Raw genomic sequence first — 20,591 nt, 5'->3', positions numbered from 1 at the left:
CGCTTGGAAATACCAAGCCAGACCGCTAGCGTTCTGGTCATGGCCACCCTCCTCCCTCGCTTCGGACGCCGCGGCAGCTTCTGGGTCTCGACCCTGGTGCTGGCGCTCTGCCTCTGGTCGAGCGGCTCACCCTCCGTGCTCTACCCCAGCTACGCGCGGGAGTGGGATCTGTCGTCGGTGGTGATCACGACGGTCTTCAGCGCCTACCCGGCCGCCCTCCTCCTCGCGCTCCTCGTCGTCGGCGACCTCTCCGACGCGATCGGGCGGCGACGCACGATGCTGCTGGGCATCGCGCTGATCTCGGTCTCGGCCGTCGCCTTCTCGTTCGCCGACGGAGTCGCCCTGCTCTACGTCGGCCGCGCGCTCCAGGGGGTCGGCACGGCGCTGGCACTCGGTGCGGCGAGCGCCTCCCTCGTCGACAACAACGTCTCGGGGAACCCGAGGGTGCCCTCCTCGCTGACCACCGTCTCGACCGCGACCGGTCTCACGCTGTCGCTGCTGCTGTCCGGTGCGCTGGCGCAGTACGCTCCCCTCCCCCTGCAGCTCAGCTTCTGGGTGCTCGCCGTCGTCGGCGCCGCCACCCTGGCGCTGCTCGCCGTCAGCCGCGACGACCGGCCGGCCGGCGCCCGGCGCTGGCGGCCGAGCCTCCCCCACGTGCCCGCGGGGCTCGGGTGGGTCTACGCCTGCGCGACCCTCGCGGTCTCGGTCGCCTACGCCGTCGGTGCGCTCGTGCTCTCGCTCGGAGCCGAGATGGCCCGTGAGCTGACCGGCACCACCGACCTGCTCGTCACCGGATCGGTCCTCGCGCTGTCCTCCGTGGTCATCGGCGCGACCGCGCTGGCGATCCAGCGTCTGCACGCGCACCTCGCGATCGTACTCGGCGCCGTGATCTCCGTCGCGGCCCTCGGCCTGATGGAGTGGACGGCCGCCGCCGGCTCCCTCCCCCTCTTCATCGCCTTCGCCGTCGTCGGCGGAGTCGGCTACTCGCTCAGCTTCTCCGGCGGGCTGTCGCTGGTCGGGCGCACCGCTCCGGCCGAGCACCGCGGCTCGATGATCTCGGCGGTGTACCTCCTGAGCTACCTCGGTCAGGCCGTCACGGCCGTGGCAGCGGGAGTCGCGGCGACCGGGCTCGGACTCGAACCGGCGATCGACATCGTCGCGCCCGCGGTGGCAGCGCTGTGCCTGGCGTCGGGCATCGTGGCCCTGGTCGATCTGCGGCGCCGGCGCGCGGCGAGCCTCGTCAGCGCGTGAGGGCCGCCCGCCGGGCCACGAGCTCGTCGAGCAGCACCCGCTCGTCCACCGACGCCGCCCGGCCGCCGCGGCCCGCGAGCTGATGCTGGCGCAGGTGCGCGAGCCGGGTCGCGGAACGGACGAACCCCTTCATCGCCCGCGGGGTGTCTCCCCCGGCCGTCCGGGCCCAGCGCGCGGCGGTGCGGCGCCCCTCCGCCGTGCCGATCATGCGGACCTCGGCCGCTGAGAGCCAGCCCGCATCGGCGTAGTCGGCCAGCCGCTCGAGGGTGACCCGGCGCTCCTGCCTGCGCAGCAGCACGACGACGACGACCGCGACGACGAACAGCGGCACCTGGACGACGCCGTAGAAGCCGAACCAGTCGGACACGAGGAACGACGAACCGTTCCACAGGGCGTGCAGGAACGCGGCGAGCGCCAGCCCGAGCAGCACGATCGGCACGCCGGCGGCGGGGCTGCGCCGCGTGGCGAAGCCGAGCGCCGCGCCCGTGCACGCGGTGAAGAGCACGTGCGCGAAGGGCGAGAGCACCCCGCGGAGGAAGAAGGTCACGGCGAGCGAGCCGAGCCCGCCCTCCACGAGAGCACTGCCGAAGTAGAGGATGTTCTCGACGAACGCGAAGCCCGACGCCACGACGGCCGCATAGACGATGCCGTCGACCGGCCCGTCGAAGGAGCGGCGCCAGATCAGCAGCACGAGCAGGACCCCGAGCCCCTTCGCCGTCTCCTCCACGAGGGGCGCCTGGATGACCGCGCCGACGAAGTCCGACCCGCTCGGCTGAGTTCCGGAGGCGTACACCGCGATCTGCACGCCGAGGTCGACCAGGAGCGAGATCGCGACCGAGCCCGCGGCTCCCCACAGGAACGCGAACCAGAGGCCGAGCGGAGCCTCGGGCTCCCAGCGGTCGACCCAGCGGACCCCCGCCAGCACGACGGTCAGCGGCACGAGAGCGACGACGGCGCAGACGGCGGCCGCCGTGACGCCGAGCCCGAGCACCACGTAGGCGAGGACGAGCAGCAGCAGGATCCCGAGCAGGCCCACCCCGATCGCGCCCAGCACGGTCGGGACGATCGAGGGTCGGGCGGGCGGCGGCGGCGGGTAGGCGCTCATGGGGTCCGAGAGTAGGGCACGAGCGGAGGCGGGCTCCCGCGCTTGACAGCGCCGAGGCGCACCGGGGCGGACGGTACCGGGAGGGGCTCGTGTCCGATTCCCGCGATCACCGCACCGCCTCGCGTGTCAGGCTCGACCCGTGCCCGCCGACCAGGATCCGCTCTTCGAGGAGCGCTACCGCGCTGTCGCCTCCCGCGACTCGCGCTTCGACGGCCGCTTCATCACCGGAGTGCACTCCACCGGCATCTACTGCCGCCCGAGCTGTCCCGCGACGACTCCGCGGCGCACCAACGTGCGCTTCTACCCGACGGCTGCGGCCGCGCACGAGGCCGGGCTCCGGGCGTGCAAGCGCTGCCTGCCCGACGCGGTCCCCGGCTCCCCCGAGTGGAACCTCCGCGACGACACCGCGGCGCGGGCGATGCGCCTGATCGGCGACGGGGTCGTCGACCGCGAGGGAGTCGAGGGGCTCGCCGCGAGGCTCGGCTACGGTGCCCGCCACCTGGGCCGCATCCTGCGCGAGGAGCTCGGTGCGCCTCCGCTCGCCCTCGCCCGCGCGCAGCGGGCGCAGACCGCGCGGCTGCTGCTGACGGGCACCGAGCTGCCGGTGTCGGACGTCGCGTTCGCCGCCGGCTTCACGAGCATCCGGCAGTTCAACGCGACCATCGCCGAGGTGTACGAGCGGAGCCCGAGCGCCCTGCGCGCCTCGGCCCGCGGCGAGCGCTCGGGAACGCAGGCGCAGCCCGGTGCGACGGTCCTGCGGCTGCGGCTCCCGGTCCGGGCGCCCTTCGACGACGGCGTGCTCGGCTTCCTCGGCACTCGCGCCGTCGCCGGACTCGAGGAGGCGGGACCGGGCCACTACTCGCGCTCGCTCCGCCTGCCGGGCGGCCCCGCGATCGCGCGGCTCGAACGAGACGGCGATGCGGTGCGCTGCACGGCGACCCTCGCCTCGGTCGCCGACGCCGGGCCGCTCGTCGCCCGGGTGCGCCGACTGCTCGACCTCGACGCCGACTCCCGGGCCATCGACGAGGCGCTCTCCGGCGATCCGGCGCTCGCGCCCCTGGTCGCGGCGACTCCCGGCATACGCCTCCCGGGCTCGGTCGACCCCGCAGAGACCCTCGTGCGGACGCTGCTCGGCCAGCAGGTGTCGGTCGCCGCGGCCCGCACCGCACTGGGCCGCCTCGTCTCGGCGCTCGGCGACGAACTGCCCGCCGAGATCGCGAGCGGGACGATCGCGCGCGCCTTCCCCTCCCCCGCGACCATCGCCGAGCGCGGGGCGGAGGTGCTGCGGGGACCTGCGCGCCGGATCGACACGGTCCGCCGCGTCTGCGGTCTGCTCGCCGACGACGGGCTGCGCCTGGACGCGGGGGCGAGCAGGGACGAGATCGCCGAAAGCCTGCTCGCCGTGCCGGGGATCGGTCCGTGGACCGCCGGGTACGTCGCGATGCGCGTCACCGGGGACCCCGACGTGCTGCTGACCGGCGACCTCGCCCTGCGGAGCGGAGCCGCCGCGATCGGGCTGCCGGCCGGGGCGCGGGCGCTGGCCGAGCGCGGTCGCCGCTGGGCTCCGTGGCGCAGCTACGCCGGGATGCACCTCTGGCGGGTCGTCAGCTCCCGGGCGGGATGACCGGGATCGCGGCGGTCATCGCCTCGATGCCGGACAGGCGCGCGGGCGAGATCAGCCGCAGCACCTCCTCCCGCGACATCAGGCCCGCCTCGACCACGAGATCGGCGACGTTCCGCCCGGTCGAGAGCGCCGCCTTCGCGATCGCGGCCGACGCGGTGTAGCCGATGCTCGGGGTCAGCGCGGTGACGACTCCCACCGAGGAGGCGACCATCGCCTCGAGGCGGTCCTCGTTGGCCGTGATGCCGTCGATGCAGTTCACGCGGAGGGTGAGACAGGCCTGGGTCATCCAGGTGATGCTCTGCAGGAGCGAGTGCGCGATGACCGGCTCGAAGGCGTTCAGCTGCAGCTGCCCGGCCTCGGCGGCCATGGTGACCGTCACGTCGGCGCCGGCGACCGAGTAGGCGACCTGGTTCACCACCTCCGGGATCACCGGGTTCACCTTGCCCGGCATGATGCTCGACCCGGCCTGGCGCGGGGGCAGGTTGATCTCACCGAAGCCGGCCTGCGGGCCGGAGGAGAGCAGCCGCAGGTCGTTGCAGATCTTCGACAGCTTGATCGCGGAGCGCTTCAGCGCGCTCGAGAACGACATGAAGACGCCGGTGTCGCTGGTGGCCTCGACGAGGTCCTGCGCCATCTCGAGGTCGAGGTCGGTGATCTCGTTGAGGTGCCGCACGGCGGCGGCCCCGTAGCGCGGGTCGGCGGTGATCCCGGTGCCGATGGCGGTCGCTCCGATGTTGACCTCGGCGAGCAGCCAGATGGTCTCGGAGAGGCGCGCATGATCCTCGCCGAGCGTGGTCGCGAAACCGTGGAACTCCTGCCCGAGGGTCATCGGGACCGCGTCCTGCAGCTGGGTGCGGCCGACCTTGAGCACCTGGCCGAACTCGACCGCCTTGTGCGAGAACGACCCGCGGAGCAGGGCCAGCTCGTCGAGCAGGCGCCGCAGCGACCAGGTCATCGCGATCTTGATGGCGGTCGGGTAGACGTCGTTGGTCGACTGACTGCGGTTGACGTCGTCGAGCGGGTGGAGGAAGGCGTAGTCGCCCTTGGCGCGACCCGCTATCTCGAGGGCGACGTTCGCGACGACCTCGTTGGCGTTCATGTTGGTCGAGGTGCCGGCTCCGCCCTGGATCACGCCGACCACGAACTGGTCGTGGAACTCGCCGTCGAGGATGCGCCGGCAGGCGGCCTCGATGAGCCCGGCCTTCTCGGGCGCGAGACTGCCGATCTCGGTGTTGGCCCGCGCCGCGGCGAGCTTGACGGTGACGAGAGCCTTGACCAGGTCGGGGTAGATCGAGATCGGCCGCTTCGAGATCGGGAAGTTGTCGAGCGCCCGGGCGGTGTGGATCCCCCAGTAGGCGTCGGCCGGGATCTCGAGCGAGCCGAGCGAGTCGGTCTCGGTGCGGACGGCGGCGGGCGGCTCGGCCGCGGTGCCCGGTGCTGTGGTGGTCAGGTCGCGTCCTTCCGGCTCGTCGTCGGGGAGGGTGCTCGTCGCGAGGGTCACGTCAGCTCCGTTGCTGTCGTCGTGCGGCCCCGGGAGTGCAGGGGGTCCGCGAACTGCTCGTGCCAGCCTACGCCGCGGGTCACGAGGGGCTCGGGCCGTGCGATCTGCAGGAGGCGGTCGTGCGATCTGCAGGAGGTGGTCGTGCGATCTGCAGCCGATCGGGCCCTCGTGGCGCCGGCCGTGCGGAGGAGAGCGCGTTCCCCCTGCGATCTCCTGCAGATCGCACAGGGGCCTCCTGCAGACCGCACCGGCACCTGCTGATCGCGCGGACACCTGCGAATCGCACCGTCGCCTGCAGATCCCACTCGAGCGGGCCACCTCCGGCGGCGGGGAGTGCGCTCCTCCTCCTGGTGCGCGCGGTCGAACGCGACGGGTACCGGCCCGCCGCGTTCGACCCGCAGGACGACAGCCGCGGAGGCGACTCCCGAGAGTGCGGACCCGGCGCTACTCGACGCGGTCCGGCTCCGGGATCGACGGGGCGGCGTGCAGGCCGCCGCTCAGCGCGTACTCCTCCTCGGGCGAGAGCACGAGGCGCTTGCGGCCCCAGACGGCGAAGCCGATCAGGATCACGACGTAGACGATGACGATGGCGACGATCGCCGGCTGGAACACCTCGTTGAGCAGGAAGCCGAAGAAGATCAGCACGTTGATGAGCGCGGCGATGATCGCTCCGGGCAGCCCCCACGGGCTCTTGTACGGGCGCACCGCGTTCGGGAAGCGCCGACGCAGGAGCACGAACGAGACCATCTGCAGGAAGTACGCCACGACCGCTCCCCAGACCGCGATGTTCAGGACGATCGCGCCGGCCACGGCTCCCGCCCCGTCGGGGGACACCCGCCCGAGCAGGTCGACGACCACCAGGGCGACGAACCCGATCATGGCGCCGACCGTCAGCGCGATCCACGGGGTCTGGCGCTTGCCCGTCAGCGAGAAGACCCGCGGGTAGTAGCCGGCCCTCGACAGCGAGTACATGTTGCGTCCGTAGGCGAACATGATGCCCTGCAGCGAGGCGAGCAGACCCACCAGGGCGAAGAGCGCCAGCACGGCCGCCGCTCCGTCGCCGACCATGGCGCGGAAGCCGTCGAGCAGCGGCTCGGCCGAGACCCCCATGTCCTCGGAGCCGATCAGGGCGGTGTTGAGGAACAGCACGAGCAGGCCGGTGACGATCAGGGTGCCGCGGGCCCAGAATCCGGCGCGCGGGATGTCGCGGACCGGGTCGTGCGCCTCCTCGGCGGCCAGCGGCAGCTCCTCGATGCCGAGGAAGAACCACATCGCGAAGGGCAGCGCGAACAGGATCGGGACCACGCCGTGCGGCAGGAACTCGGTCTGACCCTCGTCGGGCGCGATGTTCCAGAGGCTCGACCAGTCGAGCGCCGGCGAGAACAGCGCCATCACCGAGAAGGCCAGGAGGATCGCGATCGAGACGATCGACACGACGATGGCGAAGCGGAACGAGATCGCGGCTCCGGCCGAATTGAGCGCGACGAAGACGATGTAGAGGACGAGCCACCAGATCCACATCGCACCCGAGAGGTCGAAGCCGAGCAGCTCGCTCGTCACGCCGTTCGCGTACTGGGCCGAGAAGAAGACGACGACCGCAGTGGTGGCGACGTACTCGATGGTCTCGGCGAGCCCGGTGACCAGGCCGCCCCAGGGGCCCATCGCCGAGCGGGCGAAGGAGTAGGCGCCTCCGGTGTGCGGCATCGCGGCCGACATCTCGCCGATCGAGAAGATCAGGCCGTAGTACATGACCACGAGGATCGCGAAGGCGATCAGCATCCCGCCGAAGCCCGCGAAGTCGATGCCGAAGTTCCAGCCCGAGAAGTCCCCCGAGATGACGGCGGCGACGGCGAGGCCCCAGAGCCCCCACACGCCCGCCGAGCGCCGGAGGGTGCGCTTCTCGAAGTAGCCCTCCTCGGCCTTGCGGTAGCTCACGCCCGCGGTGCTCGTCACGTTGGCGGAGTCGGGACCCTTCGCGCGGGCCTTCGGTGGGGACTGCGGGGCGTCGGACTGCTGGGTCATCGGGTCTCCTCGGGTCGTCGCGACCGAGCATAGGGACCTCAATGGACGCTGTGAAGGCCAATGGCGTTTCGGGGAGGTAAAAGAGTCGGCCCCCTCGCGCCCATTCACCGGCCGACCCTGTGGTCTAATGGTCCCCGATCCGACCTTGCGCCTCCTCTCGGCCGACCGGCGGAGCCAGCACCCGGAGGCACACGATGAGCACAGCGGGCACGGACACGTCGTCGAACGGCACGGTGACCCGGCGGGGCATGCTCACGCTCGAGCGCCTCGACGAGCTCATCGCCGCGGGCGAGATCGACACCGTCATCGTCGCCTTCACCGACATGCAGGGGCGGCTGGTCGGCAAGCGCATCTCGGCGCGGCTCTTCCAGGACGACGTCGCCGAGCACGGAGCGGAGTGCTGCAACTACCTGCTCGCCGTCGACGTCGAGATGAACACCGTCGCGGGCTACGCGATCTCGAGCTGGGAGCGCGGCTACGGCGACATGGCGATGGTCCCCGACCTCTCGACCCTCCGCCTCGCGCCGTGGCTGCCGGGGACGGCGATGGTGACCGCCGACCTGACCTGGCTCGACGACGCGCCGGTCGGCGAGGCGCCCCGGCAGATCCTCCGCGCGCAGCTCGACCGCCTCGCCGAGCGCGGGCTCGAGGCGCTCGTGGCGACCGAGCTGGAGTTCATCGTCTTCGACGACTCCTACCGCGACGCCTTCAAGAAGGGCTACCGCGAGCTGACCCCCGCGAGCGACTACAACATCGACTACGCGCTGCTCGCCTCCACCCGGATGGAGCCGCTGATGCGCGACATCCGCGTCTCGATGGAGGGTGCGGGGCTCTACTGCGAGGGCATCAAGGGCGAGTGCAACTTCGGCCAGCAGGAGATCGGCTTCAAGTACGACACCGCGCTCGTGACCTGCGACAACCACTCGATCTACAAGTCGGGGGCGAAGGAGATCGCCGACAAGCACGGCAAGAGCCTGACCTTCATGGCGAAGTTCAACGAGCGGGAGGGCAACTCCTGCCACATCCACCTCTCGCTGCGCGGCACCGACGGGACGCCGGTCTTCGCCGATCCCGAGGGCGAGCACGGGATGTCGGCGATGTTCCGGCACTACCTCGCCGGGCAGCTGGCCGCGATGCGCGAGTTCACCCTGTTCTTCGCGCCGAACATCAACTCCTACAAGCGCTACGTCGACGGCTCCTTCGCGCCCACCGCCGTCGCCTGGGGGCTCGACAACCGCACCTGCGCCCTCCGCGTGGTCGGCCACGGGCCCGGGATGCGCGTCGAGAACCGCGTGCCGGGAGGCGACGTCAACCAGTACCTGGCCGTCGCGGCCCTCATCGCCGCCGGCCTGCACGGGATCGAGAACGAGCTCGAGCTCGAGGACCTGCAGACCGGCAACGCCTACGGCTCCGGCGCGCCGCGGGTCCCGACGACGCTCCGCGAGGCGGCCGACCTGTTCGAGAACTCCGCGCTCGCCCGCGCGGCCTTCGGCGACGAGGTCGTCGACCACTACGTCAACAACGCGCGGGTCGAACTCGCGGCCTACGACGCGGCGGTCACCGACTGGGAGAGGGTGCGCGGATTTGAGCGCCTCTGACCAGCCGGTCGCCCCGCGGCCGATCATCGGACTGACCACCTACCGCGAGCGCGCTGTCTCGGGCGTGTGGGACGTCGAGGCGTCCTTCCTCCCGGCGAACTACATCGACTCGGTGACCCGCGCGGGAGGCGTGGCGCTGCTGCTGCCTCCCCAGCCCGCCTCGGCCGAGGTGGCGCGCGCCGTCGTCGACCGGCTCGACGGGCTGATCGTCTGCGGCGGCAAGGACATCGATCCGGCGCGCTACGGGCAGGAGCCGCATCCTGAGACCGACGCGCCCCGCCCCGAGCGCGACGCGTGGGAGGACCTGCTGCTCACCGCAGCGCTCGAGAGCGACGTGCCGTTCCTCGGCATCTGCCGCGGCGCCCAACTGCTCAACGTCAGCCTCGGCGGCACCCTGCACCAGCACCTGCCCGACCTGGTGGGCGACCGGCGCTACCAGGCGGGCGGCGGCGTCTTCTCGCACGTCGAGGTCGCCGTCGCACCGGAGTCGCGCCTGCGCGGGCTCCTCGGGCAGGACGCCGTGGTCGGGCAGGTCTACCACCACCAGGCGGTCGACCGCGTGGCGGACGGCCTCGAGGTCGCCGCGCGCACGGCCGACGGCACCATCGAGGCGCTCGAGGTGCCGGGGCGCCGCTTCGCCCTCGGGGTGCAGTGGCATCCGGAGGAGGACGCCTCGGACGCCCGCCTGTTCACCGGTCTCGTCGCGGCGGCACTCGCCCGCCGCGAGAGCATGAGCGCGGGAGTGGCGTCATGAGCACCCAGAGCCTCGTCGACCCCTCTACCGGGGCCGCGTTCGAGGAGGTCGCCCTCGCCGACCTCGCGACCGTCGACGCCGCGATCGAGCGCGCCTCCCGAGCCCAGCGCGCCTGGGCCGCCCTCGCTCCGGTCGACCGCGCCCGGGCGCTGCGGCGATTCGCCTCGGCGGTCGACGGCGCGATCGAGGAGCTCGCCGCCCTCGAGACCCGCAACTCCGGGCACCCGATCACGCAGTCCCGGTGGGAGGCGGGCCACGTCCGCGACGTGCTCGAGTACGCCTCGGCGGCGCCCGAGCGCCTCCTCGGCGCGCAGATCCCGGTCGCCGGAGGACTCGACGTCACGGTGCACGAGCCCCTGGGCGTCGTCGGGATCATCACGCCGTGGAACTTCCCGATGACGATCGCGTCGTGGGGCTTCGCTCCGGCTCTCGCCGCGGGCAACGCCGTGGTGCTCAAGCCCGCGGAGTGGACCCCGCTCACCAGCCTCCGCCTCGCCGAGCTGGCCCTCGAGTCCGGACTCCCCGAGGGGCTCTTCCAGGTCCTCCCCGGCCGCGGCGACGTGGTCGGCACGCGCTTCGTCACCCATCCGCTCGTCCGCAAGGTGGTCTTCACCGGATCCACGCGGGTCGGCAAGCAGGTGATGGCCGGCTGCGCCGAGCAGGTGAAGCGGGTGACCCTCGAGCTCGGCGGCAAGAGCGCGAACATCGTCTTCGCCGACTCCGACCTCGAGCGCGCCGCGGCCACCGCGCCGTACGGCGTCTTCGAGAACGCCGGTCAGGACTGCTGCGCCCGCAGCAGGATCCTCGTCGAGAGGAGCGTCCTCGACCGCTTCCTCGAGCTGCTGGAGCCGGCGGTGCAGGGCGTGGTCGTCGGCGACCCGACCGAGGAGTCGACCGAGATGGGTCCGCTCGTCTCGTCCACCCACCGCGACCGGGTGGCGTCGTTCGTGCCGGAGGGGGCGCCCGTCGCCTTCCGCGGCGCGGCTCCCGACGGCCCCGGCTTCTGGTTCCCGCCGACCGTGCTCCTGCCCTCGACGAGCGACGCCGTGTGGCGCGAGGAGGTCTTCGGGCCCGTCGTCTCGGTGCTGCCGTTCGACGACGAGGCCGACGCGATCCGGCTCGCCAACGACACCGACTACGGGCTCTCGGGCTCGATCTGGACCCGGGACCTCGGCCGGGCCCTGCGGATGTCGCGCGCGGTCGAGAGCGGCAACCTCTCGGTCAACTCGCACTCCTCTGTCCGGTACTCGACCCCCTTCGGCGGCTTCAAGCAGTCGGGGCTCGGCCGCGAGCTCGGACCGGACGCCGCGCTCGGCTTCACCGAGACGAAGAACGTCTTCTTCGCGGCCGACTGACCTCCTCCCGCTCCGCTCCCGCTCCTGCTCCCGCTCCTCAGAAAGGCCGTCCCATGGCGATCCCTCCCCTCGACACCACCCCGATCGACCTCGGGCGCCGTCTCGCCGGCAAGGTCGCGGTCGTCACGGGCGGCGCGAGCGGGATCGGCCTGGCCACGGCGACGCGCTTCGTCCGCGAGGGCGCGCGGGTGGTCATCGCCGACGTCGACCGGGCGCGCGGCACCGAGGTCGCCGAGGCGCTGGGCGGCCTGTTCGTGAAGGTGGACGTGACGAGCGAGGAGGAGGTGGACGCCCTCTTCCAGACCGCCGTCGACACCTACGGCTCCCTCGACATCGCCTTCAACAACGCGGGGATCTCGCCCCCCGACGACGACTCGATCGAGACCACCGAGCTGCCGGCCTGGGAGCGGGTGCAGGACGTCAACCTCAAGTCGGTGTACCTGTGCTGCCGCGCGGCGCTGCGCCACATGACGCGGCAGGGCAGCGGATCGATCATCAACACCGCCTCCTTCGTGGCCGTCCTCGGCTCGGCCACCTCGCAGATCAGCTACACCGCCTCGAAGGGCGGCGTGCTCGCGATGAGCCGCGAGCTCGGCGTGCAGTTCGCCCGCCAGGGCATCCGCGTCAACGCGCTCTGCCCGGGGCCGGTCAACACGCCCCTGCTGCAGGAGCTGTTCGCCGCCGATCCCGTGCGCGCCCAGCGCCGCCTGGTGCACGTCCCGATCGGGCGCTTCGCCGAGCCGGAGGAGCTCGCGGCGGCCGTCGCGTTCCTCGCGAGCGACGACGCCTCCTTCATCACCGGCTCGACCTTCCTCGTCGACGGCGGCATCTCCTCGGCCTACGTGACGCCGGAGTGATCGGCGTGGGGCTCGACTCCGAGACCGGGGACGGCCCGTGGCCGACCGGGCCCGCGGCGAGCGCCGAGGAGGCGGTGCTGCGGCCGGTGCGCACCGGGAACGCCTTCGAGGAGACGGTCCAGCGGCTGATGCAGATGGTCAAGCTCGGGCTGGTGGGGCCGGGCGAGCGCCTGCCTCCCGAGCGGGAGCTGTCGGCGCGCCTGGGCGTCGGCCGCGACACGCTGCGCGACGCCATCGCCTCGCTCGCCGACGCCGGCTACCTGCTCGTGCGGCGGGGCCGCTACGGAGGGACCTTCGTCGCCGACGAGCTGCCGCCGACTCCGGCGCCCGGGCGGCGGGGCTTCGACCGCGCCGAGATCGACGACGTGGTGGGGCTGCGCGAGATCCTCGAGGTCGGAGCCGCCCGCCTGGCCGCAGGATCCGATCTCAGCGCCGCCGACCGCGAGCAGCTCTTCGAGGCACTGGCCGAGCTCGAGAGCGCGAGCCCGGACGACTACCGCCGCCTCGACTCCCGGCTGCACCTGAGCATCGCCGAGCTGGCCGGCGTCCCGTCGCTCCTGCCGCTCGTGGCCGAGAGCCGGATGCGGGTGAACGCGCTGCTCGACGACATCCCGCTGCTGCCGCGGAACATCGAGCACGCCGACGAGCAGCACCGGGCGCTCGTGACCGCGATCCTCACGGGGCGGGCGGACGAGGCGGCGCGGCTGATGTCGGAGCACGTCCAGGCGTCGGCGGCCCTGCTGCGCGCGTTCCTGTCGTGAGGGGCGTCCCGGTCAGCTCAGATCGCTGCCGGTCGCGAGGGCGACGAACGGCACGAGCAGGCCGAGGAACAGCAGTCCGACGATCATCAGCGCGACGAAGCCGAGCATGACGGCGTTCAGGACGATGCCCCAGATGGCGAGCGTGCGCCCGGCGGGCTCGCGACGGAGGCCGAGGATGCCGAACACGAGGCCGGCGACCGGGGCGATGACGGTGAGCCCGAAGAAGACCGACGTCACACCGAGGATGAGGCTCGTCAGCGAGAACGGGGTCGACGGGGCGGGGGTCGCGACGGCGGGAGGCGTCGGCGTGCCGTAGGGGGCCTCGGCGCGGGGGGCCTCGGTCGGTCGGGACTCGACCTCCCGCGGTGCCGCCTCCGTGAGAACGGCGGTGCCGCCGGAGCCGAGGTTCTCGGTCGGCTGCTCGTCGGCGGGCTTCGGCGCGGTGTCGGTGGTCATGGGGTGCTCCTTCTCAGCGGGCCGGAGGCGAGGGTCGTTCCGGCGATGACTCCACGCTAGAGACGGCCGGCGGCCGGCCCCATCCGGTGAACCCCCGACCCGGTGGGGCTGTCCCCCGCGTCGCTCCGGGGGCGGGTGCGAGACTGGAGCGGCCGGCGGTCGTCGGCGGGCGCGAGGAGGCGGCGGAGGATGCACGACGACGAGACCCGGTTCCGGATCCGCGACGCCAAGGGGGCCCGCGCCGTGTGGTTCTCGGGCCTCTCGGCGCTGGCGGGCTTCGTCGTGCTGTCCCCGCTGCTCTCGCTGATCGCCACCGTGATGACCTGGGGAGCGCGGCGCCGCACCGGGCCGCTGAGCGACCTGAACGGAGTCGTCGCGGTGAACTGGCAGCTCACCTACCTCGCCCTGCAGCTGATGCTCGTGCCACTGCACCTCGCGCTGGTCTCGGTGCGCGACTCCCTCGAGCTCGACTGGCCGATCGTCACGATCGCGGCGATCCTCCTCCTGTCGGTGCTCAACCTCGTGGTCTGCGTCGTGCTGGGCATCCGCTCGGGGCGCGGACGGTCGGTGCGCCTGCCGATCGCGGTGCCGTTCGTGCGCTCCTCGCGGCCGCAGCGCTGAGCAGGGGGCTCGTCCCGAGGGAGGTGCCCGGGCTGGCAGGGTGGACGGGTGACTCCGATCGCCTTCCCCTCCCCCGTGTTCGTCGTGGCCGACGACGGAGTGCGCCTGGCCACCTACGCGGTCGGGGACGAGAGCGCGCCCACTGTCCTCGCGGTGCACGGCTTCGCGTCGAACGCGGTGCTGAACTGGGAGACCGCGGGCTGGCTGCGCACCCTCGTGCGGGCCGGCTACCGCGTCGTCGCCCTCGACCAGCGCGGGCACGGCGCGAGCGAGAAGCCGCACCGGGCCGACGCCTACGGGGTCGACACCATGGTCGACGACCTGGTGCGGGTGCTCGACTCCTACGACCTGGTCGAACCGCACTACCTCGGCTACTCGCTCGGCGCGCGGATGGGCTGGGTGCTGGGGCTTCGGCACCCGGAGCGTCTGGCGAGCCTCAGCCTGGGCGGGCTCACGGTCGGCGAGCCGCTGCGGCACTTCGACGCCGAGGCCGCCAGGGCCCGCGTGGCCGGCGGAGGCGAGATCGACGACCGCTTCACCCGCGCGTTCATCGGCATGGCGGAGGGCGTCGAGGGCAACGACCTCGAGGCTCTGGTCGCGGTGGCCGACGGCGTGCGCGGCGGGGCGCATCCGGAGCTCGGAACGCACCCGGCCCTGCCGATGCTGCTCGTCACCGGCGACGCCGACCCGATCGCCCCCGGAGGCGCACAGCTGGCCGCCGAGGCGGGCGCGCGCTTCGTGAGCGTCCCCGGCCGCGACCACACCAGCACGGTCCCGGCCCGGGCGTTCAAGGAGGCGGTGCTCGGGTTCCTCGCGGAGCAGGGCTGACCGGCGGCCGCTGCCGGACTCGCGCGGCGTAGCATCGCGGCATGCATGCGATCCGCGTCGACCAGCCTGGGCCCGACTCCCGCCTCGTGCTCGAGGAGGTGCCGACACCCGCTCCCGGACCGGGCGAAGTGCTGATCCGGGTCACGGCCGCCGGAGTGAACCGGGCCGATCTCGCCCAGCGCGCGGGGGTCTACCCGCCTCCGCCCGGCGCCTCGACGATCCTGGGGATGGAGGTGTCCGGCTCGGTCGTCGAGCGGGGCGTCGACGTGACGAGCGTCGCCGAGGGCGACGAGGTCTGCGCGCTGCTCCCCGGCGGGGGCTACGCCGAGTACGCGGTCGTCGACGCGGGGCTCCTCCTGCCGGTGCCCGCCGGAGTCGGACTCGTCTCGGCCGCAGCGCTGCCCGAGGCGACCGCGACCGTCTGGTCGAACCTGGCGATGGTCGCGGGCCTGCGCGCCGGCGAGACGGTGCTGATCCACGGCGGAGGGAGCGGCATCGGCACGTCCGCCGTCCAGATCGCGCTGGCGATCGGCGCCCGCGTCGCCGTGACGGCCGGCAGCCCGCGCAAGCTCGACGCCTGCCGCGCCCTCGGCGCCGACATCCTGATCGACTACCGCGAGGAGGACTTCGTCGCGCGCATCGCGGAGGAGACCGACGGGCGCGGCGTCGACGTGATCCTCGACCCGGTCGGCGGCGACTACCTCGCGCGCGACGTCGAGGCGCTGGCGCTGAGCGGCCGCGTCGTGTTCATCGGCAACCAGTCGGGGGCGCTCGGCTCGCTCGATCTCGGGGTGCTGATGCGCAAGCGGGGCTCCGTGCACGCCACGACCCTCCGCGCGCGTCCCCTGGAGGAGCGGCGGGCGATCATCGCGCAGGTCCGCGAGAAGGTGTGGCCGCTCGTCGCCGACGGCACGGTGCGCCCGGTGATCGACGAGGTGCGCCCGCTGGCCGAGGCCGATCGCGCCCACGACCGGATGCGGGCCTCGAGCCACATCGGGAAGCTGCTGCTGACGCCCTGACCGCTGCGGAGTCACCGACGGCGCCAGGAGTCACCGGCGCGCGGGAGTCAGACTCCCGAGCGCAGCAGCCCGAGCGAGCGGTTGATCCCGTCGACATCGACGACCGAGGGGTCGAACGACGCTCCGGGTGCGAGGCCCAGCGCCTCGAGCGCCTCGGCGTGATCGGGCGAGGAGGGGTCGGTCGCGGCGCGCACCGTGTCGGCCCAGGCCGCCGGCCCGCCGGGGGCGTCGATCGGGGCGGCTCCGCGGGCACCGGTGCACCGCGGGAGGGCGGCTCGGAGCGGCGTGATCGACTCGAGGCGGATGACGTGGCGCCACTCGTCCTCGAGGTCGTAGACGTAGAACAGCTCGTCCCCCTCGGCGTCGAGGACCTCGGCGAGCGCGACCTGCGACTCGTCGACGAGGTCGGCGCCGAGCTCCTCGGCGTCGGCGGGCGACCCGATCGGAGCGCGCTCCTCGTCGGGCACGCCGACGCTGAAGAAGTGCGGCTGAGCGTCGGTCCAGCCCAGCGAGAGCTGGAGCGCGAGGTGCAGATCGCGCAGCGACGACTCCGACGACAGCTCGAGGCGGCGCCAGACGGCGGGCTTCGTGCCGAGGAGGGAGACCTTCAGGGTGAAGACGGAGGCTGTGTCCTCCGTCGCCTCGTCGAGGATCTCGAGCCGCGTCGCGTCGTGCTCGCCGAGGAGCACGATGCTGCCGCGGACGACCGCCGCGATGCCGGGCGCGAGGCCCTCGGGGACCACGTAGCCGAACTCGGGCGAGTGCAGCAGCAGGCCGAGCTCGGCCGTGTCGTCGAGCATCCTCTCGGCCGAGCCGACCATCCGCTCGCGCTCGTCGAGCGACTCCTCGAGCGCGACGTCGAGGTCGGCGGCGAGCTCGTCGACCAGCTCGCCGACGACGAGACCGGGGTGGATCTGGGCTTGGCAGGCCACGGCGATGCGCACGAGGACGGCGTCGGTCGTCGTGACGGCGCGCTCGCGGGGCGAGAACGCTCCGTTCTCGGCGTCGGAGGCGGCGAGCGACTCCTGAGCGCTCAGCACCCACTGGGCGAGGAAGCGGGCGACGTAGGCGACCCGCTCGGCGAACGCCTCGAGAGGCTCGGAGCTGCGCCAGAGCGGGGCCGACTCGCCGAGGCTCGCACGGCGCCCCTCTGCCTCGAGCACGGAGGCGGCGACCAGCGCGTCCCACCACGCCGAGACCGGGATGCGGACCGCGTCGTCGCTCGGTGTCGAACCGGCCGCGGGGATGCCCGCCTCGGCGACGATCTCGCGAGCCTCGCGCTCGGTGAGCGCCGCGTCGTCGTTCGCGGCGAGGTGCTCGACGACGACGTCGGCGGCGTGCACGAGAGCGGTGGCGCGGACGGCCGCGAGCATCTGCTCGGCGGGGACCTCGTCGAGCTCGAGCAGGTCGTCGAGGACCGCCTCGACGAAGGATCCGGCGAGGTCGAGGACCTCGTCGAGGACGGCCTGGCACTCGTCGAGCTGCTCGTCGGTCCCGGTCCAGAGGTCTTCGTCGGTGAGGAAGTCGAGGAAGTGCTCGACCACCTCGGCGACGGTGAAGAGGGTGTCGTCGAGATCGGCCGCGCTCTCCTCGCCCGAGAGATCCGCCTCGATCTGGTCGAAGACGGCCTCGAGGAGCTCGGCGTCGGGCTGGGCGAACGAGCCGCGCGGGCGGAGGTCCCTCGTCATCGCGAAGAGGTCGGTGAGGACCTCGACGGCCTCGTCGACCTCGAGGTGCTCGTGCAGCGCGCCGACATCGGCGAGGTGCGAGCGGTACCAGCTGCGGAACCGCGCCATCAGCGCCGTCTCGGCCGTGCGGCCGCCACCCTGGCCCCCGGAGCCGCCGGACTTGCCGCCCCCGGATCGTCCCTGATTGCGCTTCTTGCCCATCGTTCCTCCGCGACCGCTCCACTCTCGACGACGAAGCAATCCAGCTTATCCGGAGCGGCCGGGCGACAGGGGCGCCGCCGGAGCTCCCCCGCGGATGCGGGCCGGTGCGGTGCGGAGGCGGTCAGCGGATCGGCCCGACGTCCCTCGCCGCCCGGTCGGTGAACGCGTCCTTCGGCACGACCAGGAGCAGCAGTGCCGCGGCGACCGCCGTCCCGCCGCAGACCAGCCACACGGTGACGTACCCCGCGAACGGGCTCACCGTCGCCTCCGCCGCGCCCTGCACCAGGGCGAGCCCGAAGACGGCGGAGGCGACCGCTCCGCCGACCGTCTTGACCGAGTTGGTCAGGCCCGTGGCGACGCCGGTCTGCGAGGCGGGGGCCGCCGACGCGGCGGCGGCCGGCAGCGCGGCGACGAGCGCCCCGGAGCCCAGCCCGACGACCACCATGCAGCCGACCACGCTCGCATAGGCCCCGTTGAGCGGGATCAGCAGCAGGAACCCTGCGGCGACCAGCAGCGAGGCTCCGACGAGGGTGCGGCGCGGCGTGACCGCCCGGGCGATCGGCGGGAACAGCAGGGCGCCGACGATCATCGCGATCAGGTAGACGCCGATGATGAGCGAGGTCGTGAATCCGGTGGTGCCGAGCCCGTAGCCGTTGACGGACGGATCGGTGCGCGCGAACGTCGACAGCGGCGCCTGCGCACCGAGCACGCTGACGCCGAAGAGCCCGGCGTTGAGGAAGACGGGGCCGAGCGCCGGAGAGCGGAACATCCGCACGTCGATCAGGGGGTCCTCGTGCCGCAGCTCCCAGCGGGCGAAGACCGCGAGGAGCGCGATCCCCGCGGCGAGGAGCAGCCACGGCACGGGGCTGGCGGCTCCGAGGATGCGCACGAGGCCGAGCCCGCCGAGTGCGCCGATCAGGCCCGACGAGACGAGGGCGAGGCCTCCGCTGTCGAAGCGCCCGCCCGTCGGCGAGGGCGACTCGCGGACGCCGACGAGCACGACGACGAAGCAGACCACGACGAGCAGGGCGGGGATCACCAGCACCACCGGCAGCGGCAGCGTTCCGACCAGCGCGCCGCCCGCCAGGGCACCGGTGATCGCTCCCGTCTCGAGGGCCCCGACCAGCAGCCCCGCGGCCGCGGCGGTCACCGCGGCGCGATGCGGCAGCTCGCGGGATCGCGACCAGATCAGCGCGATCTGGAGCGGCAGCCAGACGACGTAGAAGCCCTGCAGGGCCCACGCGACGAGGAAGGGGACGAACGAGCCCGCGAGCGGCAGGGCGAGGGAGGCGAGTGCCGTCAGCGCGGTCGACCACAGCAGCATCCGCTTGTGGCCGAGCATGTCGCCGAGCTTCGCGAAGGCCGGGACCACCAGGGCGGCGAGCAGGAGCTGAGCGCCCTCGAACCAGTTGACGTCGGCGTCGCGGATGTCGAGACTCCGGGCGATGTCGGTGAGCATCGGCGTGTACCAGCCCTGCAGCACACCGCTGGTGAACTCGACCACGACCAGCACGCCGACGACGGAGGCGAGGGTGCGCGCCGGGACGCGCGTCACGCCGCTGCCCCGAGACCGGTGAGCAGCGCCCGGTGGAAGACCTCGCCGCGCTCGAGCGCCGAGACGTCGACGCGCTCGTCGACCCCGTGGATGCCCGCCCGCTGCTCCTTCGACATCAGCAGCGGCGCGAAGCGGTAGACGGCGGGGGCGAACCGGTGGAAGTGGCGGGAGTCGGTGGCCGCCATGATCACGTAGGGCACGACCGCCGCGCCCGGGTGCGACACCGCGAGGGCCGCGCGGATCGCCTCGAACGGCGCGCCGTCGCTCGGCGACTGCGGCGACGGGTCCTCCCCCGCGACGACCTCCACGCTCACCTCGCGGTCGCGGACGCGCCGGCGGACCCGCTCGGTCGCGCTCTGCACCGTCTCGCCCGGCGCGAGCCGGAGGTTGAGAGTGGCCGTCGCCTCCGCGGCGAGGACGTTGTCGGCCGAGCCTGCTCGCAGCATCGTCGGGGCGATCGTGGTGCGCACGAGGGCGGCCGGCTCGCCGCCGAGGCGCGCGAGCACGGGGGCGGCCAGGCGCGGACTCCGCCCGAACGCGCGGTAGACGGCGCCGAAGCGGCCGGGCGAGCGATCGGCGAGGAGCGGGAACGCCTGCCCGAGCGCCTCCGGGACCCGCGGCGGGAACGTCGAGGGCGTCAGCCGTGCGACAGCTCTGGCGAGCCGGCCGACCGCGGTCAGCGGCGGCGGGGCGGAGGCGTGACCGCCGCTGCTGCGCACCGTGAGCCGGAGGGTGAGCAGGCCCTTCTCACCGACCCCGATCATCGCGACCCGGCCTTCCACGCCGGGCAGCGGCGCGTCGACGACCGCGCTGCCCTCGTCGATCACGAGCCACGGGGTGACGCCGCGCTCGTGCAGGGTCGCCGAGATCGCCTTCGCCGCGGCTCCGCGCACCTCCTCGTCGCCGCCGAACGAGAGCAGCACGTCGCGGGCCGGCGCGACGCCCGCGGCCAGCAGGTTCTCGACGGCCTCGATCACGACGACGAGCGGACCCTTGTCATCGAGCGCACCCCTCCCCCACACCGCGCCGTCGACGATCGCGCCGTCGAACGGCGGATGCGTCCAGGCCGCAGGATCCTCGACCGGGACGACGTCGAAGTGGGCCATCAGCACCAGCGGCGGGGCGGCGGAGTCGCGACCGGCCCAGCGGTAGAGGAGGCCGCGGTCGGTGACCCGCTCGAGCGACAGGTGCTCGTGGACGAGCGGGTAGAGCTCGCGCAGCGCCGCGAGGAACTGGTCGGCGTCCGTCAGCTCGGACGAGACCGTCGGGACGCGGAGGAGGGCGGACAGGCGCTGGGCGATCCCTGGGCGCGGGGCGACGAGGTCCATGGTCCTGCTCTCTCGGAGGGGCGTGCAGCCATCGTGGCGGAGCGGAGCCTCCCGGAGCGACGCGACG

The 20,591-nt window shown here is 73.2% G+C and carries 17 protein-coding genes; 10 read left to right on the top strand and 7 right to left on the bottom strand.

The features are described from left to right. Window positions 1–39 precede the first annotated feature (39 nt). A complete protein-coding gene (locus B9Y99_RS14625) occupies window positions 40–1,251 on the top strand; it encodes an MFS transporter (RefSeq protein WP_085477259.1) in 1,212 nt (403 codons plus the stop codon). Here B9Y99_RS14625 and B9Y99_RS14620 read toward each other — a convergent pair. Further along, window positions 1,241–2,356: a PrsW family intramembrane metalloprotease gene (locus B9Y99_RS14620; RefSeq protein WP_085477258.1), complete on the bottom strand. Its 1,116-nt coding sequence runs from the start codon at window positions 2,354–2,356 to the stop codon at window positions 1,241–1,243. The two genes, B9Y99_RS14625 and B9Y99_RS14620, sit on opposite strands and share 11 nt — an antisense overlap. A gap of 139 nt (window positions 2,357–2,495) precedes the next feature. Between B9Y99_RS14620 and B9Y99_RS14615 the strand changes: the two genes are divergently transcribed. Next, window positions 2,496–3,980 carry an AlkA N-terminal domain-containing protein gene (locus B9Y99_RS14615; RefSeq protein ID WP_085477257.1) on the top strand — a complete coding sequence of 495 codons (1,485 nt, stop codon included), beginning with the start codon at window positions 2,496–2,498 and terminating at the stop codon, window positions 3,978–3,980. Here B9Y99_RS14615 and B9Y99_RS14610 read toward each other — a convergent pair. Both B9Y99_RS14610 and B9Y99_RS14605 read right to left on the bottom strand, forming a co-directional pair. Beyond that, entirely contained in the window at window positions 3,961–5,430 is a 1,470-nt protein-coding gene (locus B9Y99_RS14610) for an aspartate ammonia-lyase (protein ID WP_085477444.1), read from the bottom strand. The genes B9Y99_RS14615 and B9Y99_RS14610 overlap by 20 nt on opposite strands. A gap of 495 nt (window positions 5,431–5,925) precedes the next feature. Next, window positions 5,926–7,503 (bottom strand): amino acid permease, encoded by a 1,578-nt coding sequence (locus B9Y99_RS14605; protein ID WP_085477256.1) that lies wholly within the window; start codon window positions 7,501–7,503, stop codon window positions 5,926–5,928. A 194-nt stretch (window positions 7,504–7,697) separates the two neighbouring features. Here B9Y99_RS14605 and B9Y99_RS18570 point away from each other — a divergent pair, with 194 nt between their 5' ends. The 5 genes from B9Y99_RS18570 to B9Y99_RS14585 are packed head-to-tail and all read left to right on the top strand — an operon-like array spanning window position 7,698 to window position 12,828. Further along, entirely contained in the window at window positions 7,698–9,101 is a 1,404-nt protein-coding gene (locus tag B9Y99_RS18570) for a glutamine synthetase family protein (protein ID WP_280158543.1), read from the top strand. Continuing rightward, window positions 9,088–9,855 (top strand): gamma-glutamyl-gamma-aminobutyrate hydrolase family protein, encoded by a 768-nt coding sequence (locus tag B9Y99_RS18565; protein ID WP_129588040.1) that lies wholly within the window; start codon window positions 9,088–9,090, stop codon window positions 9,853–9,855. The genes B9Y99_RS18570 and B9Y99_RS18565 overlap by 14 nt, the downstream gene beginning before the upstream one ends. After that, complete coding sequence (locus tag B9Y99_RS14595) at window positions 9,852–11,210, top strand: aldehyde dehydrogenase family protein (protein ID WP_085477254.1); 1,359 nt, start codon at window positions 9,852–9,854, stop codon at window positions 11,208–11,210. Before B9Y99_RS18565 ends, B9Y99_RS14595 begins: the two co-directional genes overlap by 4 nt. 53 nt (window positions 11,211–11,263) lie before the next feature. Beyond that, the gene (locus B9Y99_RS14590) at window positions 11,264–12,067 is read left to right on the top strand and encodes a 3-oxoacyl-ACP reductase (protein ID WP_085477253.1); all 804 of its coding nucleotides are present in this window, start codon (window positions 11,264–11,266) and stop codon (window positions 12,065–12,067) included. Between the two features lie 5 nt (window positions 12,068–12,072). Further along, window positions 12,073–12,828 (top strand): FadR/GntR family transcriptional regulator, encoded by a 756-nt coding sequence (locus B9Y99_RS14585; RefSeq protein ID WP_085477443.1) that lies wholly within the window; start codon window positions 12,073–12,075, stop codon window positions 12,826–12,828. 12 nt (window positions 12,829–12,840) lie between these two features. Here the strand turns inward: B9Y99_RS14585 and B9Y99_RS19280 are convergent, their stop codons facing one another. Beyond that, window positions 12,841–13,284 carry a DUF4190 domain-containing protein gene (locus tag B9Y99_RS19280; RefSeq protein WP_244274933.1) on the bottom strand — a complete coding sequence of 148 codons (444 nt, stop codon included), beginning with the start codon at window positions 13,282–13,284 and terminating at the stop codon, window positions 12,841–12,843. A 189-nt stretch (window positions 13,285–13,473) separates the two neighbouring features. Between B9Y99_RS19280 and B9Y99_RS14575 the strand changes: the two genes are divergently transcribed. The 3 genes from B9Y99_RS14575 to B9Y99_RS14565 are packed head-to-tail and all read left to right on the top strand — an operon-like array spanning window position 13,474 to window position 15,752. Continuing rightward, complete coding sequence (locus B9Y99_RS14575) at window positions 13,474–13,905, top strand: magnetosome magnetite crystal formation protein family (protein WP_085477252.1); 432 nt, start codon at window positions 13,474–13,476, stop codon at window positions 13,903–13,905. Between the two features lie 48 nt (window positions 13,906–13,953). Beyond that, window positions 13,954–14,733, top strand: a complete 780-nt coding sequence (locus tag B9Y99_RS14570) for an alpha/beta fold hydrolase (protein WP_085477251.1) — start codon at window positions 13,954–13,956, stop codon at window positions 14,731–14,733. Window positions 14,734–14,774: 41 nt separating this feature from the next. Further along, window positions 14,775–15,752 (top strand): NAD(P)H-quinone oxidoreductase, encoded by a 978-nt coding sequence (locus B9Y99_RS14565; RefSeq protein WP_085477250.1) that lies wholly within the window; start codon window positions 14,775–14,777, stop codon window positions 15,750–15,752. Between the two features lie 47 nt (window positions 15,753–15,799). Here the strand turns inward: B9Y99_RS14565 and B9Y99_RS14560 are convergent, their stop codons facing one another. From B9Y99_RS14560 to B9Y99_RS14550, 3 genes are all read right to left on the bottom strand, one after another. Further along, window positions 15,800–17,641 (bottom strand): IS1096 element passenger TnpR family protein, encoded by a 1,842-nt coding sequence (locus tag B9Y99_RS14560; RefSeq protein WP_085477249.1) that lies wholly within the window; start codon window positions 17,639–17,641, stop codon window positions 15,800–15,802. A 121-nt stretch (window positions 17,642–17,762) separates the two neighbouring features. Beyond that, window positions 17,763–19,196 carry an MFS transporter gene (locus B9Y99_RS14555; RefSeq protein WP_085477248.1) on the bottom strand — a complete coding sequence of 478 codons (1,434 nt, stop codon included), beginning with the start codon at window positions 19,194–19,196 and terminating at the stop codon, window positions 17,763–17,765. Then, on the bottom strand, window positions 19,193–20,524 hold the full coding sequence (locus B9Y99_RS14550) for a M20/M25/M40 family metallo-hydrolase (protein WP_085477247.1): 1,332 nt from the start codon (window positions 20,522–20,524) through the stop codon (window positions 19,193–19,195). Before B9Y99_RS14550 ends, B9Y99_RS14555 begins: the two co-directional genes overlap by 4 nt. Window positions 20,525–20,591: the final 67 nt, after the last annotated feature.

This window comes from Rathayibacter oskolensis (assembly GCF_900177245.1).
GTDB lineage: Bacteria > Actinomycetota > Actinomycetes > Actinomycetales > Microbacteriaceae > Rathayibacter > Rathayibacter oskolensis.
The sequence above is the reverse complement of the archived record's forward strand: the minus strand, read 5'-3'. Positions and strand labels throughout refer to the sequence as shown.